The sequence below is a fragment of the Achromobacter sp. FW305-C-28 genome (assembly GCF_058783235.1).
This window is the reverse complement of record NZ_JBYSYL010000006.1, coordinates 18,880-32,880: the sequence shown is the minus strand read 5'-3', so window position 1 is coordinate 32,880 and position 14,001 is coordinate 18,880. Positions and strand designations below refer to the sequence as shown.

Below are 14,001 nucleotides of genomic sequence, written 5' to 3'. Positions count from 1 at the left end.
CTTCAGGCCGCCCGCGCCAGCGATTCAGCCGGCCGGGCCGCACGCCAGCGCCCTTCGTGTTCGAGCAGCCAGCGCTTGCGGTCCAGGCCGCCGCCATAGCCCGTGAGTGACGCGTCCGCGCCGACCACCCGGTGGCAGGGCACCACGATGCCCACGGGATTGGCGCCGTTGGCCATCCCCACCGCCCGCACCGCCGACGCCCGGCCGATGCGGGTAGCCAATATCCCGTAACTGACCGTATCGCCCGCCGCAATGCCGCGCAGCGCCTGCCACACCTGCCGCTGAAAGTCGGTGCCGCCCAGCGCCACCGCCACGTCATCGATCGCGTCGACCTGACCGCCGAAATACGCCAGCAATTGCCGCGTCGCGTACGACGCCTGCGCAGTTTCCTTCACCTGCACCGCCCCTTGGCCGTACTGGCGGCGCAGCAACGCGTGCATGCGCGGTTCGTAATCCTCCCAATCCACCGCCCGCAGGCGCTGCGCATCGTCGGTCAGCACCAGCATCGTGCCAAGCGGTGTCGCCACCCGTTCAAGCGAAAACGCCAGCGGGGCAGCGGCGGCAACAAGGGTTCTGGACATGGTGTCACTCCTGAAAAGCGTCGGGTTGGCAATCAATATAGGCCTGCCGCAAACCTTGCGCTGGCGGTTTTCGGACATGGCAGTGAGCCTGACAACACTGTCCGAAAACCGCTAGCCCGGCACCGCGTGCGGCGCTAGCATGGACCGCATGAACCTCGACCACGATGCCTGCTACAGCGCCATCCAGGTGCGCGACGCCCGTTACGACGGCCGCTTCTTCACCGCCGTCAAGACCACGGGCATCTACTGCCGCCCCGTCTGTCCGGCGCGCACCCCGCTATCGCGCAACGTCGTCTTCTACCCGACGGCCGCCGCCGCCCAGGAAGCCGGGTTTCACCCCTGCCTGCGCTGCCGCCCCGAAACCGCCCCCGCCGCCGGCCCCGGCCAGGACCTGCCCGACAGCGTCTCGCGCGCCCTGGCCCAAATTGAACTCGGCGCCCTGGACGACGCCGGCATCGACGCCCTGGCCGACCGCCTGGGCGTCGGCGAGCGCCAACTGCGGCGCCAGTTCCGCCAGCACCTGGGCGCCTCGCCCGTCGCCGTCGCCCAGACCCGCCGCGTCCTGCTCGCCAAACAGCTCATCCACGAAACCCGCCTGCCCATGGCCGAAATCGCCTTCGCGGCCGGCTTCGGCAGCATCCGCCGCTTCAACGAAATCTTCCAGGACCTGTTCGGCCGCGCCCCCGGCGACCTGCGCCGCTCCAGCCAGCCCGACGTGTCCGCCGGCCCCCAGGGCGAAATCAAACTGCTGCTGCGCTACCGCCCGCCCTATGACTGGCCCGCCATGCTCGCCTTCCTGCGCGCCCGCGCCATTCCCGGCATCGAACACGTCACCGACAACAGCTACGCCCGCAGCATCAGCCTGGACGGCAGCCAAGGCACCGTCCACGTCCAGCCCGGCCCCGGCCACGCCCTGCAGGCCACCGTGCGCTTTCCCCGCCTGCAATCCCTGCCCACCCTCATCGCCCGCCTGCGCCGCGTCTTCGACCTGGCCAGCGACCCCACCGCGCTCGCCGCCCAACTGGCCCACGACCCCATCATGGCCACCCTCACCGCCCGCCGCCCCGGCCTGCGCGTCCCCGGCGCCTGGGATGGCTTCGAACTCGCCCTGCGCGCCGTCCTGGGCCAACAGATCACCGTCACCGCCGCCATCAAACTCGCCGGCAAACTCGTCGCCGCCTACGGCCAGCCCCTGACCCACCCCGACGCCCCCCTCACCCACCTCTTCCCCACCCCCGACGCCCTGGCCCCAGCCGACCTCGCCCCCCTGGGCATGCCCCGCACCCGCGCCGCCACCCTCTCCGCCGTCGCCGCCGCCACCCTGGCCGACCCCCACCTCTTCGCCCCCTCCAACACCCTGGAAACCGCCATCACCCGCCTGCGCGCCATCCGCGGCATCGGCGAATGGACCGCCCAATACATCGCCCTGCGCCAACTGCGCGAACCCGACGCCTTCCCCGCGTCCGACATCGGCCTGATCCGCGCCCTGGAAAAACTGGAATCCCGCGAATACACCCCCGCCCAACTGCTGGCCCGCGCAGAATCCTGGCGCCCCTGGCGCGCCTATGCCGCCCAACACCTGTGGGCTGAATATTGAGACCCCCACGCCGCGCACGCTGCGCGTGCTTGCTGCCCCCCGAGGGGGCTGCCCGGAGAGTGGTGGCCCCCACGCCGCACACGCTGCGCGTGCTTGCTGCCCCCCAAGGGGGCTGCCCGGCCTTCGGGCGGCCGGGCGGCCGGGCGGCCGGGCGGCCGGGCGGCTGTTCTATTGAGGGGATGTAGATCGCGCGCGCTGCACAGGCCTGCCGCCTGGCGCCACAAACCGATGCCAGGAACAGGCACCGAAGAAGAAACCGCCATTCACCCACGCGCAGCGAACATCGCTACGACGCAAGACACCGCGTATGCCAAAACCGGCTGCCCGCGCAGCCGGTTTTGGCGGGCGACGCCAACCTCGCCCCCTCCCTCGATCTAGCGGCACCCCATTTCTCGAAACCCGTAGCCCCTCGGGGCGGCGGCTTGCGGAGCGGGCAACCTCGATGCGCCCGACGGAATCCGTAGGGAAGGCCGCAGGCCTGGACGAGGATGAGGCAGGGGCAGTCCGGAGCGAAGGCTCCGGACCGCAATCGTGGGCGCCCGCTCCGCAAGCCGCCGCCCCGAGGGGCGACCTACGAAGAACAGAACGCCTAAAAAAACTCAATCCCGAAAGTTTTCAAACTGCAAAGGCAGATCCACATCCGTCTTCTTGAGCAAGGCGATAGCAGTCTGAAGATCATCGCGCTTCTTGCCACTGATCCTCAACTTGTCCCCGTTGATCTGACTCTCGACCTTCAACTTCGCGTTCTTAATAGCCGCGATCAACTTCTTCGCCACAGGCTGCTCGATCCCCTGCTTGATCGTCACCTTCTGCCGCGCCCCGCCCAGATTCTCAAGCGGATCCGCCACATCCAGGCAGCGCACATCGATCCCGCGCGCCGACAAGCGCCCGCGCAGAATATCCAGCATCTGCTTCAACTGAAACGCGCTCGACGCCACCTGCGTCACCACAAACCCTTCCAGCTCGAACTTGGCATCCGTGCCCTTGAAATCGAAGCGCGTCGCGAGTTCCCGGTTTGCCTGGTCGATGGCGTTGGTGAGCTCGTGTTTGTCGACTTCGGAAACGACGTCGAAAGTAGGCATGACAAAAAGTCCCGTCAGTAAATGAAAAATCCGGCTAACGCCGTTTGCCCCATTTTACCGGCCCCCGCGCCCCCGTCACGTCATCAGCACCAGCAGCCGCTCCGACTGCAACGGATGCGCGATCACCTGCGCTTCGATGCCATAGGCCAGATAGAGATTTGCCGGCGTCAGCACCTGCGCCGGCGTGCCCAGCGCCACCGCGCGCCCGCCGCTCAAGAGCAACAGCCGGTCGCACCAGCGCGCCGCCAGATTCATATCGTGCAGAATCACCAGTACCCCCGTATTGCCCTCGTGCGCCAGCTGCGCCGCACGCCGCATCAGGTCGGCCTGGTGGCGGGGGTCCAGGCTGGCCGTCGGTTCGTCCAGCAGCAGATAGCGCGCCTCGCCCGCCGCGCGCCCCGCCCCGCACTGCACCAGCACCCGCGCGAACTGCACCCGCTGCTGCTCGCCCCCCGACAGTTCGGGATAGCGGCGGCCGTCCAGGTGCGTGGCGTCCGCCCAGTCCAGCGCCTGCTGCGCCAGCGTATCCACCTCGGCCGGCGCCAGCTCGGGAAACGGATACGCCCCCATCGCCACCACCTCGCGCACGCCCAGGTCGAACGTCAGCCCCGGCTTTTGCGGCAACACCGCGCGCTTGCGCGCCTGCTCGCGCGGCGGCATTGCGGCCAGCGAGCGGCCGTCCAGCGTCAGGCTGCCGCCGTCCGCGGCCAGTTCGGCCGACAGCGCGCTCAAGAGCGTCGACTTGCCCGCGCCGTTGCTGCCCAGCAGGCCCACCACCTCGCCCGGACGGATGCTCAGGGATACCTGGTCCAGGATGCGCGTGCCGTTGCGCGCCAGCGTCAGGTTTTCAGCGGCCAGCATCAACCGTGCCTCCGGCCGCGCGCCAGCAGCCACAAAAAGAACGGCCCGCCCACCAGGCCGGTCACCAGCCCGATCGGCAACTCGGCCGGCACCACCACGATGCGCGCCAGCCAGTCGGCCAGCACCATCACCAGCCCGCCGCCCAGCAGGCAGGCCGGCAGCAACAAGCGGTGGTTGGCGCCCAGCGTCATGCGCACCAGGTGCGGCACCACCAGGCCCACGAATACGATCGTGCCGCTGGCGGCCACCAGCGGGCCGACGATCAGCGTGCACGCCAGCACCAGCCGGGCTCGCGCCTGCTTTAGCGAATACCCCAGGTGCTGGGCCTCGCGTTCGCCCAGCAGCAGCGCGTTCATCACGCGCCACTGGCGCATCAGCCACAACGACAGCACCAGCACCCACGGCGCCAGGAAAGCCAGCAGCTTCCAGCTTGCGCCGGCCAGGCTGCCCATGTTCCAGAACGTCAGGTCGCGCAATTGCGCATCGGTGGCCATGAAGGTGAACAGCCCGATCAGGCTGAAGGCGATGGCCGTGATGGCCACGCCGGCCAGCAGCAAGCCCGCCACCCCCGGCACGCGCCGGCCCACCGCGTATGCCGACAGCGTTGCGATCAGGCTGCCGAAGAAAGCGCCCGGCGCGGTGTACCAGAAGCCGCCGTGCGTCAGCACAATCGCGGCCACCGCGCCCAGCGAGGCGCCCGCCGAAATGCCGATCAGGCCCGGCTCGGCCAGCGGATTGCGAAACAAGGCCTGCAGCGCCGCGCCCGAGATCGCCAGGCCCGCGCCCATCACCACGGCCAGCAGCACGCGCGGCAGGCGGATGTCGATCAGCACGTTGCGCCACAGCGCCTGCTCGGGCGTGGGCGTGCCCCCCAGCAGCGAAGGCAGTTCGCGCAGCGGGATCGAAACCGCACCACTGGCGCTGGCGGCCAGCACCGCCGCCACCAGCACCACGGCCAAGGCCGCCAGCGCCAGTGGCGGATTAGCGCGCCATGACATGCGCGGCCTCTTGTTTGAGCTGGCTCAGGGCCAGCGGCAGCCGCGGGCCCAGGCCCAGGATCAGCAGATCATCCATCACGATGATGCGCTGCCTGGCCGCCGCCTGCGTGACGGCAATGCCGGGCAGGCGCGCAAAGCCTTCCAGGCCGCCGCTGGCCTGCAGCGATTCCCGGGTGACGATGATGAGGTCGGGCGCCAGCGCGCCGATGGACTCGGGCGACAGCGGCTTGTAGCCCTGCTGTCCGTCCAGCACATTGACCAGGCCGGCCAGGTGCATGACCTCGGCCGCGGCCGTGTCGCGGCCGGCGCCTTGCGGCGCGCCGTTGCGGTTGATCAGCAGCAGCGCCCGCGCGCGCGTCGCGGGCAAGGCCTGGGCCTTGTCCAGGTCGCGCGACACGTCGGCCACCATCTGCTCGCCCGCCGCGGCCACACCCAGCGCGTCCGCCACGGCGCGGATGCGCGCCTTCAATGAATCCACCGACGGCGCATCCGGCACGCGCACCACGCGCACGCCGACCTCGCCCAGGCGCTTGAGCGCCTCGGGCGGGCCGGCCTGCTCCGAGGCCAGCACCAGGTCGGGTTTCAGCGCCAGCACGCCTTCGACCGGCACCGCGCGGTAGTAACCGACACGCGGCAGCTTGGTGGCGGCTTCCGGGTAAAGGCTGGACTGGTCGTCGCCGACCAGCCTGTCGCCCTGCCCCAGGCCGTACACGATTTCCGTCACGCTGCCGCCCAGGGTCACCACCCGCGCCGGCGGCGCCGCCTGCGCGCACGCCACCAGCATCCAGCCCGCCACTACCGCCAACCATGTCTTCATCGCGTCTTCCTCAAGCGGCCAGCGGCACGCGGCACAGGCCCAGCATCAATTCACGCCACGCCGGCAGTTCAGGCTTGCCCGGCTTGCGTTCGCCGAAGAACTGCGCGATCAGGTCGCCGCTGGACGAATAGAGTTCCAGCGAGGTCACCCAGCCGTCGGACGTGGGCTTGTTGACCACCCACGCCGATTCAATGGCGGTGGTGTCCAGATGCAGATTGAACTTCGGGTCCAGCACGTTATACCAGGGGCCTGTGCGCCGCAGTTGCTGCACCGGGCCGGTGTGGATCTGGATCATGCCGCGGTTGCCCACGAAGCACATGATCGACAGGCCGCCTTGCGCGGCCGATTCCAGCATGCGCTCGACCGCGTCGGCCGGCACCGTCTGGGCCAGGTCTTCGCCGGCCGCGGCCAGGGCCGCCAGACGCGACACCTTGAACTTGCGTAGCAGCGGGAAGAATTCGTGCGTGTCCTGCATGCCCAGCCAGGCCTCGCGCCAGGCCGCGGCGTCGTCCACCTGCGGCGCATCAACGGCAGCGGCATAGGGCGTGGTCTCGGGCCAGCGCGACTCACCGGCGAACTTGGCCACCAGCGCGTCGTACGCGGCCACGTCCGTGGCCTCGGTGCGGTACACCTTGTGCACTGCCACGCCCGCGCCGTCGAAGAACTGCAGGCTGTGGCGGCCGTCCTGCTCGACGGCCCAGGCCGACTTCCAGCACGAGAAGAACACGCGCAGGTCGATGTCGGCGCCCAGCACCAGGCCCACCGGGCCATCGGCCTGGATGTCCAGGTAGGCGCCGTGGCGCTCGTGCACGCACCAGTCGTTGCGGGTCAAGGCCATCACCGGGCCCAGCGTGCCCAGTTCGCGAAAGATCGCCTGGGGCTGGCCGTGCAGCTCGGTGGCCTTGACCCCGGCACAGCCGGCGGCCACCCATTCGGCTTCGGACACGCCCAATTCCTGGGCCAGGTTGCGGGCACGCAGGCCGGGCTTGGCCGCCGCCAGGGCTTCGTTGCGGGCGCGCAGCTCGGCGGCGCGGGTGTTGAAATCGGTCTGGTTCATCTCGTTGCTCATTGCGGGCTCTCCGGCCGGAATGGAAAATCGAAACTGCCGCCGCTGACGCGCAGCGGCGGCAGCGTGGGGGTCAGTATTGATAAGTCAGTGAGACGCGCAGGCTGCGTCCCGGTTCCGTGTACCAATCCACCGGCCGCGGCAGCGCCGTGGCGCCGGCGGTCGGCACGTTGATGGCTTCCCAGTACTTCTTGTCGAACAGGTTGAACACGCCAGCCTGCACTTGCAAACCCTTGACCTGCGTGGGGCGCCAGTAGCCCATCAGGTCCACCACACCGTAACCCGGCGCCTGGAAGTCGCGGTTGGGCGTGGTGGCGCTGGCATCAGGATATTCCACCTTGTTGCGGCGCAGGGCGGTGGTCAGCATGGCGTCCACGCCCCAGACGTCGCGGCCGTAGCCCACGCCCAGCACGGCCTTCAGCGGCGCCACCGAATTCAGGTACTGGCCCGTGCCTTCGTCCTTGCCCACGGCCCACGCCAGCGAGCCCCAGGTGCGCCAACCCGGCGAGAACTTCCAGTGCGCGCTGGCCTCGGCGCCATAGATGCGGACCTTGGCGCGGTTGACGTTGCCCGTCACGCCCAGCGGGTACTGCCCGGCCCAGCCCGCTTGCCACTGCGGCGAACCGGCATCCAGCGGCACGTTGCTGTCGATGAAGTTCTGGTAGCGGTTGTCAAAGAACGACAGTGCGCCGCCCAGCGCGTCGGACCCCAGCTTGGCGCCCAGTTCCCAGCCCTTGCTGGTCTCCGGCTTCAGGTAGGGGTTGCCCACGCGCAGATAGGTGCCCGGGCCGCCGTAGTTGGTGTAGAGCTGCGTCGGGCTGGGCGCCTTGAAGCCGTAGGCGTATTGCGCGTACAGACTCAGTTCGTCGGCCGCCTTCCAGGTGGTCAGCAGCTTGGGCGAGAAGCGCCCCCCGCTGTTGGTCGACGGCAACGCACCCGCATTGGGGTTGCTGGTGTAGCTTTCGGTGGCCTGTGGCTTTTGTTCGTAGTGGTCGTAGCGCAGCGCCGGCATGACCGTGTAGCGGCCGTCGGCGAAGCTGAATTCGTCCTGCACCCACACCGCCCACTGGCTGCCCTTGGACTCGGGCACGTCGGCCTGGTTGGTGTGCAGCATGTCGCAAGCGCGCGGGCCGAACGGGGCCGGCGTGCCCGGGCGCACCACCGGGCAGTTGTCGTAGCCGCTGGAGTTCTGCTGGGTCTTGTTGCCGAACCATTCGCCGCCCACCGTCCACAATTGCGCCACCGCGTCGCCCGCAAAGCGCTTGGTCAGTTCGGCGTTGGCGCCGAACATGGTCTGGCGGATGGAGTTGTTTCGGCCGTAGGCGCCGCTGGGGAAACCATAGCGGAAGGGGTCGCCACGAATGATGTCGGCGCGCGCGTCGCGGCTGCGTTCGCCATCCAGGGCGCTGTCCAGCTGCATGCGCTGCCAGTACACGACCGCCGTGGCGCTGTCGATCAGGCCGCCGGTGCTGGGCGCCTTGTAGGAATAATCGAACGACACACGCTCGCGCTCGGTTTCCTTCTTGGTCGTGTTTTCACCGATCAGGTAGCTCGTGCCCGGACCTTGCTCGAACATGCTGTCCTGGGTGGCGTTGCGCTTGAAGTATTCGCCGGTCAGGCCGAAGCGGTGGCCGCCTTCGACGCGCTGCTGCAGCTTCAAGAGGAAACTGCGCTGGTCGTAGTTTTCAGGCGTGGGTTCGGTGCGGCGCGGGCCGTAGCCGCCGATGTCGCCGCGGTTGTCCAGCGCGTGGCCGTTGCGCAGGCCCGCCTGCACCAGCCAGAAGGTGTTGCTGTGGATCTGGCCGGCCAGGGCGGCATTGGCGCCCCAGCTGCTGTCGGCAGTGTCGTAGTCGGTCTTGGCCAGCGCGCCGAAGGTCTTGCCGTCGGTGAGCAGGTCGGACGGGTCCAGCGTGTGCAGGTCGGCCATGCCGGAAATGGCGCCCGAGCCGCCCGAGCTGGCGTCGGCGCCGCGCACGATGTCCAGGCGCGACAGCGAATTGAAGTCCACGGCTTCCAGGCCGCCCTTGACGCCGCGGGCGCCGTCGTCCAGCCACGGCAGCCGGATGCCGTCCACGCGGGTCAGCACGCGGTCCTGGTCCAGGCCGCGGATGTTGATGCTGTTGTTCTGGCGGTTGAAGCTCACCCCCGGCTCGGCGCGCTTGCCCAGGTCGCTCCAGTTCTTGATCTGCAGGTCGTCCATGCGCTTGCGGTCGGTGCGCGTTTCCCAGGCGGGCGTGGCGACCGCGCCTTCGCCTTCCACGGTGACGGGCGACAACTGCGTGACGCCGGCCTGCGGCGCCGGCTGCAGCACGAACACGCCGGGGCTGCGTTCCCGCGCGGCCAGGCCGCTGCCGGCCAGCAGGCGGGCGAAACCGTCTGCCACCGAGTATTCCCCGTTCAACCCCGCGCCACGGCGCTGGCCCACCAGCGTGGCATCAAACAGCACCGTGACGCCGGCGTTGTCGGCAAAGCGCGACAGGTTCTCGGCCAGCGGGCCGGCCGGGATGCGGTAGCTGCGGGCCGCGCTTTGGGCCGCCTGGGCCTGCGCCGCGGCGGCCGGCCACAGCATCACGGCCGGCGCGGCCAGCGCCGTGGCCAGGCGCAGCGCAAGCGCCAGGCGGGTCAGGCGGCTGTGGGCGCCCGGGTGGGGTAAGCCGCTTGCGCGGCCGGCAGGGAAGTAAGCCATGGTCGTCCTTTCGATCCAACGGGTATCGGCATTCGTGTGCCTCTACTGACCATGACCCTCGGCAATCGCGGATCGGACAGCGCGTCCTCGTCTTTTTTGTAACAGTGGAAAATCCGCGCGTTCAGGCCTGGCCCTCGCGCGGTGCGATCGTCACCCAGTACGCGCTGCGATAGCGCACCTGCACCGGCAAGGTCGACGGCAACGCCGCCAGCACCGCGTCGGTGTCCTGCAACTGGAACGCGCCCGAAATGCGCAGCCCCGCCACCGCCGGGTCACAGCGCAGGATGCCGGCGCGATAGCGGCCCAGTTCGGCGGCGAAGGCATCCAGGCGCCAGGCGCTGGCGTGCAGCACGCCGCGGGTCCAGTCGGCTGCGTGCGGGTCGGCGGGTTCGGCCTGCGGCTCGGCGTTGCCGGTCAGCAGGGCTTGTTCGCCGGCCGCCAGCGGCACCACGGCACCGCCGCTGTACAGACTGACCTGCCCTTCCTGCACGCTGACAAGACAGGCGTTGCCGTCCTGGCGCACGCAAAAGCGCGAGGCCTGCGCGCGCACGTCGCCCTGACGGGTACGCACCACGAAGGGCCGCGGATGCTCGCCGGTTTCGGCCACCGCATGCACGGCGATTTCACCGGCGCGCAGCCGCACCAGGCGCAGGTCGGCGTCAAACAGCACGTCGACCGCGCTGGCGGTGTTCAGGCGCAGCGACGAACCGTCGGCCAGGGCGACCTGGCGCTGCTCGCCGGTGGCGCTGCGGTAATCGGCCGTCCATTCGAACGGGCTGGCGCGCCACGCGGCCCAGCCCACGGGGCCGGCCACGATCAGCGCGGCCAGCGCCTTCAGCGCGCGGCGGCGGTCGCCGGATTCGGGGCGGTTCAGTGTCGCCATGCCCAGCGCCGACGGAATCAGCCCGAAACGCTGGTTGACCCGCTGCGCCCGCTGCCAGGCGTGTTCGTGTTCGGCCTTGCTGGCGCGCCATTGCTCGCAGGCGTGGATGTCGGCGTCGGTGGCGCGCTCGGAGCTCAGGCGCAGCAGCCAGCGCGCGGCCTCGCGCGCCACCTTGCGTTCGACGGCGGGCAGCTCTCCCGCCAAGCCCCATTGCGCGCTCACATCACCGCCATGATGCATTGTTCGTAGCCCTTGGCGATGTAGCGGTGCACCGAGCGCAGCGACACATTCAATCGGGCCGCGATCTCGCCGTGGCTCAGCCCTTCCAGCTGCGCCATCAGGAATGCCTGGCGTGCCGGCAGCGGCAGGCCGGCCAGCATTTCATCGATTTCCTGCAGGGTTTCCAGGATCAGCAGGCGCTGCTCAGGCGACGGCGCCATCGCCTCGGGCAGCACGGCCAGGGCCTCCAGGTAGGCCTGTTCCAGCGAACGGCGCCGGTGGTGGTTCAGCACCAGGCGCTTGGCGATCGTGGTCAGGTAGGCGCGCGGTTCGCGCAGCGCGTCCAGTTCGTGGCGATGGCGCAGCACGCGCAGGAACGTGTCCTGCGCCAGGTCGGCGGCGTCGAATGAATTGCCCAGCTTGGCCCGCAGCCAGTTGTGCAGCCAACCATGGTGCGCGCGGTACAGCAGGTGGACGGCGTCGCCAGAGGCAAGCGCAAGGTTGGACACGGCGGACTCCCGAACATTCTTGATTACAAATAACAATCAATCTCATTCTAAATGCAAAACCATGATGCAGGTCAAGCCGTCGTTGCGCGGGCCGTGCGGCGATATGATGGGGACAGATTCGTCCGCGGCTTGCGCGGCGCCCCCCTTTCCAGGCCCTTCCCCATGCTCTACAGCGTTCTGAAACTCGTGCACCTGCTCGCCGTCATCCTGTGGGTGGGCGGCATGCTGTTCGCCCACTGTTTCCTGCGGCCGGCGGCCGCGCAGCTTGAGCCGCCGCAGCGGCTGCGCCTGATGGCCGCGGTGCTGGGCCCGTTCCTGAACGCCGTGCTGGCCGCGATCGTGCTGATCCTGGCGACCGGAGCGATGATGATCGGCCAGGAGGCCAGCCAGGCCACGCAGACCGGCGGCACGTTCTTCATGCCGCGCAGCTGGACGCTGATGGCCGCGGGCGGACTGGTGATGACGGCGATCTACGCCTATATCCGCGCGGTGCTGTATCCGCGGCTGCGCACGGCGGTGGCGGCCTCGACGTGGCCGGCGGGCGGCCAGGCCATGGCGGGCATCCGCCGCTGGGTGGGGGTGAACCTGGTGCTGGGGCTGCTGATCGTGGCGGCGGTGTTCCTGGCCTGAGGCTTCGGGCCAGGTAAATAGCAGACGAAGTCGGCCCACCTATCGGGCCAACTCGGTTGGCTATCGGAATTCTTCGGTTTGGTGCAATACGCTGTACATCCGGCGTGGCCACACTGGGCCGGACTCTCGCGGGTCTTACAACATAAAAGGAAAACCGATGATCAAACGCGTCTTGCAACTGGCCACCCTGGGCCTGTCCACCGCTACCTTCTGCGCCGCCTTCGCCGCCGCGCCCATCGACAACAGCGCACTGGAGCAGCCCGGTTTTCGCGAACACAAGACCACCTACGGCCTGGTGTACCGCCTGCCCAAGGAAGTGAATGCCGTGCTGGACGCCAAGGTCTACAGCGCGCTGCGCCCCGACCTGGTGGCGCTGGGCCTCCCGGCCGAGGCCGAAACGCCCAACATCCCGCACGTGACGGTGGTGCACATCCACAACGCTGACCCGGCCACGCCGCAGCGCATGCTCAAGGCCCTGCCCAAGCCGCCGGCCCCGCTGGCCATCACGCTCAAGAACTTCTACCCGACCGAAGCCGCCAAGGGCGCGGGCCATCCGTGGTGGCTGGACCTGGGCGTGGTCAAGAGCGGCGCGGGCTATGAGGCCATGATGGCCTACAACACCACCGCCACCGCCGCCCTGGCGCCGCTGCGTGACGGCCCCCTGCCGCGTGTGACCGGCCCGGTCTACGCCAAGATGGCCGACGCCGGCCGCGATCTGGTCAAGACCCTGGGCGTGAGCGGCGTGAATGTGGTCAAGGACGGCAAGGAAGTGCGCGCCCACAACCCGCACAACACGCTGGTCTACAGCATGGCGATCTACGACGAGCGCCTCGCCAACGCCATGAAGCAGGAATCGGACAAGTTCAACGCCGTGCTGCCCGACGGCATCGAAACGACCTTCAAGGACGTGTCCATCGTTGAACTGGGTTTTGCCGGCAACGTCACGCGCGAAATCTACCGCATCAGCCTGGAAGACGGCACCGTTACCGACGTGGCCACGGGCAAGGCCGTCAGCCGCTAAGTCAGTCGCCGCAGCCCTGCAACGGGGCTGCGGCAGCTTGCCCAAGGCGCGGGGCGCAGGTACGTATCCCGCCCCGCCGGCGGCGGCTCAGCCCTCGGCCAAGCGCTCGCGCAGCACCTCGCGCACCTGCCCGCGCAGCCACGCCTGCAAGGGCGAGGTGTGCTGGCGCCGCGCCCACACCATCGCCAGTTCCATCTTGCGCAGCCGCGCCGGCATCTCCAGCATTGCCAGCGGAAAGTGGCGGCAATGCACCCGCGCCACGCTGGCCGGCATGGTGGTGGCGTAATCGGTATCCACCAGCACGTACGGCGCCACCCCAAAGCCCGACAGGTAGGCCGAAAACGCCATGCGGCCGGCGCCCGGTTTCAGCAAGCGGTCGAAGGTGGTCTCGCGGCCGTACATCTGCTCGAAGGCGAACCACTTGATCGCACCCAGGTCGGCCAGCGTCAAGGCGCCCCGATCCGCCCACGGATGCCGCGCCGACAGCACGCAGACGCGGCGATCGGTATGCAGCGCATCCCGATGAAACCGCGCCGGCATCTTGCCGAACAGGCCGATGGCGATGTGCAGGCGCTCGGTGTCCAGGTCGTCGGGCGCGAAGTCGCCGTGCAGCGACTGAAAGCGCAGGGTCACGCCGGGCGCGGCGCGGTGCAACCGTTCGATCAGCGGCGCGGCCAACAGGATTTCGCTGTGTGCGCCGGTGCCGATATTGACCACGCCCTCGGCCCGTGCCGGGTCGAAGGCTTCCGGCGGACGCAAGGCCGTCTCGATCTGCGCCAGCGCATCGTGCACCGCCGCGTGCAATTCCAGCGCCCGCTCGGTCGGAATGAAGCGGCCCTTCACCACCACCAGCAACGGGTCTTCCAGCCGCAGGCGCAGGCGCGCCAGGTCGCGGCTGATGGCCGGCTGCGTCTTGTGCAGCAAGGCCGAACTGGCCGTGGCGCTGCGCGTGCGCATCAACACGTCGAAGGTCAGCAGCAGGTTCATGTCGAGCCTGCGCAGGTAGGGCAAGGGAGCGGCGTCGGTCATGCTGCCATGCTATGCCGTAAAT

General features: G+C 69.1%; 13 protein-coding genes. 3 read left to right on the top strand and 10 right to left on the bottom strand.

Annotated elements, in window-relative coordinates:
• Positions 1-2 precede the first annotated feature (2 nt).
• Positions 3-581 (bottom strand): methylated-DNA--[protein]-cysteine S-methyltransferase, encoded by a 579-nt coding sequence (locus AC3WMR_RS16130; RefSeq protein ID WP_492264200.1) that lies wholly within the window; start codon positions 579-581, stop codon positions 3-5.
• Between the two features lie 148 nt (positions 582-729).
• Here AC3WMR_RS16130 and AC3WMR_RS16125 point away from each other — a divergent pair, with 148 nt between their 5' ends.
• Positions 730-2,178, top strand: coding sequence for an AlkA N-terminal domain-containing protein (locus AC3WMR_RS16125; protein WP_492264233.1), 1,449 nt, complete (start codon positions 730-732; stop codon positions 2,176-2,178).
• A 599-nt stretch (positions 2,179-2,777) separates the two neighbouring features.
• On the opposite strand, the gene AC3WMR_RS16120 is transcribed toward AC3WMR_RS16125, so the two are convergent.
• From AC3WMR_RS16120 to AC3WMR_RS16085, 8 genes are all read right to left on the bottom strand, one after another.
• Complete coding sequence (locus tag AC3WMR_RS16120) at positions 2,778-3,260, bottom strand: YajQ family cyclic di-GMP-binding protein (RefSeq protein WP_006390968.1); 483 nt, start codon at positions 3,258-3,260, stop codon at positions 2,778-2,780.
• A 75-nt stretch (positions 3,261-3,335) separates the two neighbouring features.
• Entirely contained in the window at positions 3,336-4,124 is a 789-nt protein-coding gene (locus tag AC3WMR_RS16115) for a heme ABC transporter ATP-binding protein (protein WP_492264201.1), read from the bottom strand.
• Positions 4,121-5,119, bottom strand: coding sequence for a FecCD family ABC transporter permease (locus AC3WMR_RS16110; protein WP_492264202.1), 999 nt, complete (start codon positions 5,117-5,119; stop codon positions 4,121-4,123). Before AC3WMR_RS16110 ends, AC3WMR_RS16115 begins: the two co-directional genes overlap by 4 nt.
• Complete coding sequence (locus AC3WMR_RS16105; RefSeq protein ID WP_492264203.1) at positions 5,103-5,936, bottom strand: heme/hemin ABC transporter substrate-binding protein; 834 nt, start codon at positions 5,934-5,936, stop codon at positions 5,103-5,105. Before AC3WMR_RS16105 ends, AC3WMR_RS16110 begins: the two co-directional genes overlap by 17 nt.
• A gap of 10 nt (positions 5,937-5,946) precedes the next feature.
• Complete coding sequence (locus tag AC3WMR_RS16100; protein WP_492264234.1) at positions 5,947-6,993, bottom strand: hemin-degrading factor; 1,047 nt, start codon at positions 6,991-6,993, stop codon at positions 5,947-5,949.
• A gap of 82 nt (positions 6,994-7,075) precedes the next feature.
• Positions 7,076-9,688, bottom strand: a complete 2,613-nt coding sequence (locus AC3WMR_RS16095) for a TonB-dependent receptor (protein ID WP_492264204.1) — start codon at positions 9,686-9,688, stop codon at positions 7,076-7,078.
• A 121-nt stretch (positions 9,689-9,809) separates the two neighbouring features.
• Positions 9,810-10,793 carry a FecR domain-containing protein gene (locus tag AC3WMR_RS16090; RefSeq protein ID WP_492264205.1) on the bottom strand — a complete coding sequence of 328 codons (984 nt, stop codon included), beginning with the start codon at positions 10,791-10,793 and terminating at the stop codon, positions 9,810-9,812.
• Complete coding sequence (locus tag AC3WMR_RS16085; protein WP_492264206.1) at positions 10,790-11,299, bottom strand: sigma-70 family RNA polymerase sigma factor; 510 nt, start codon at positions 11,297-11,299, stop codon at positions 10,790-10,792. The genes AC3WMR_RS16090 and AC3WMR_RS16085 overlap by 4 nt, the downstream gene beginning before the upstream one ends.
• Before the next feature lie 162 nt (positions 11,300-11,461).
• Between AC3WMR_RS16085 and AC3WMR_RS16080 the strand changes: the two genes are divergently transcribed.
• Complete coding sequence (locus AC3WMR_RS16080) at positions 11,462-11,929, top strand: CopD family protein (RefSeq protein WP_492264207.1); 468 nt, start codon at positions 11,462-11,464, stop codon at positions 11,927-11,929.
• A gap of 157 nt (positions 11,930-12,086) precedes the next feature.
• The gene (locus AC3WMR_RS16075) at positions 12,087-12,950 is read left to right on the top strand and encodes a hypothetical protein (protein ID WP_492264208.1); all 864 of its coding nucleotides are present in this window, start codon (positions 12,087-12,089) and stop codon (positions 12,948-12,950) included.
• Between the two features lie 87 nt (positions 12,951-13,037).
• Here AC3WMR_RS16075 and AC3WMR_RS16070 read toward each other — a convergent pair whose 3' ends face one another.
• The gene (locus AC3WMR_RS16070) at positions 13,038-13,979 is read right to left on the bottom strand and encodes a LysR family transcriptional regulator (protein WP_492264209.1); all 942 of its coding nucleotides are present in this window, start codon (positions 13,977-13,979) and stop codon (positions 13,038-13,040) included.
• Positions 13,980-14,001 lie beyond the last annotated feature (22 nt).